The sequence below is a fragment of the Peribacillus deserti genome (assembly GCF_002863585.1).
Lineage (GTDB): Bacteria > Bacillota > Bacilli > Bacillales > DSM-1321 > Paraperibacillus > Paraperibacillus deserti_A.
Genome location: NZ_PGUY01000093.1, coordinates 1 through 1,401, shown reverse-complemented (window position 1 = coordinate 1,401; position 1,401 = coordinate 1). Strand labels below are relative to the sequence as shown.

The 1,401-nt window shown below is 29.7% G+C and carries 2 protein-coding genes; both read right to left on the bottom strand.

The features are described 5' to 3' along the window. Positions 1–76 precede the first annotated feature (76 nt). A complete protein-coding gene (locus CUU66_RS23200) occupies positions 77–439 on the bottom strand; it encodes a hypothetical protein (protein ID WP_101645774.1) in 363 nt (120 codons plus the stop codon). 86 nt (positions 440–525) lie between these two features. Continuing rightward, positions 526–939, bottom strand: coding sequence for a hypothetical protein (locus tag CUU66_RS23195; RefSeq protein WP_101645773.1), 414 nt, complete (start codon positions 937–939; stop codon positions 526–528). Between the last annotated feature and the right edge of the window lie 462 nt (positions 940–1,401).

Sequence of the window (1,401 nt, the reverse complement as noted above, 5' to 3'; positions counted from 1 at the left end):
ACTAACGCACCCATTAGTTTAAGTACAATATTTCACAATCCTCCGACTTACCTTGCAGTAGATTAAAAATAAATATTTAAGATTTAAATTTATGAGGTTCATTATCAAAAACATCTTTAAAAGTAGACAAAACGTTAATTATTTTATGACCTTTTATAAGGTCAAGTTTAGCTTCTTCAAATACTTCAGAGATGGTGTCTTTATCCTCTTCATCTGGATTAAAAATTAACTCATTTCCAGATTGGGGATTATAAAATGAAAACTTTTCTCCTGTTTCAAATGATTCTAATGCCTTAGTTAACATTGGCACTTCCCATTCCAATAATTCAACACTTTCTAAGTAAAGATTGTATTGTTCTTCAATGTATTTAATTAATTCTGTGAACTTTTCATTCGACACCTGACTTAAAATATTTATAAAAACATCACGTTTATTCATTTAAAATCCCATCTTATTATATAGTAGGAACCATCACACATTAGCAATCTAAATCAAATTAAACAGTATAAGAAGGTATCGGTATGTTATGCCTCTTCTTGATAGATGTTTAATTTCAATGGGGTATGGCTAATTGGTATTTTGAATTCATCAAGATTTTCAATGTCATCAAAAAACTCTTCTAGATTCCCTTCACTTTCAAAAAACCATTCAGATGCTTCCAACTTCTTCAACTGTTTATTAGGAGTAAAGACAAATTCACAATGAAGCTGTTGTATGCTGCCGTCTTCAACAGAAAACTGTCTTACAAAATCAAAATAAAAGAGCTTTTCACCAGTATAATTATACACTCCACACTGAAATAAAATAGCTTTTTCTTCTTCTCCAATAACTTTCTCGTTAGCAAACGTCTTGAAGACACTCCAAACGTGTTTTACATCATTAGTTCTTTCCCCGATTTTGGTAGTAAGCTGTTTTTCAGCATTAGCATTTGTAATCATTAACAAACCCCCAAAATAAATTGCATTAAAAAAGTAATAATTATGAACGCTGAATTAATTTTCCATACAATTCACTTATTTTGATATTTCTTTCCTATATAAACAACACCAAAAGATATTCCTAAAGCCACTGAAAGGGCAGTACGGATGTTCAAACTCTCATCAAAAATTATACTTACTATTAAATTTATTATAAAGAAAACTAGAAAATTTTGGATGAACCTATATAATTGCGTCATTTTTCCTTCTTCAAAGATTAATCCCGTTTATTCAGATTTGGTCTTCCTATATACTAATTCTTCTATTTATATATTTCATTAAGGAATATTATCCAAACCGTCTCTTTAATTAACCTCTTGATAAGCGGAATAACAAAAAAAGGCTACCGCAGCAGCCTTTTTGTTAAATTAACGCACCCGTTAGATGTTTGGTAAATTAGTTAATAATGTTATATCCGAATGT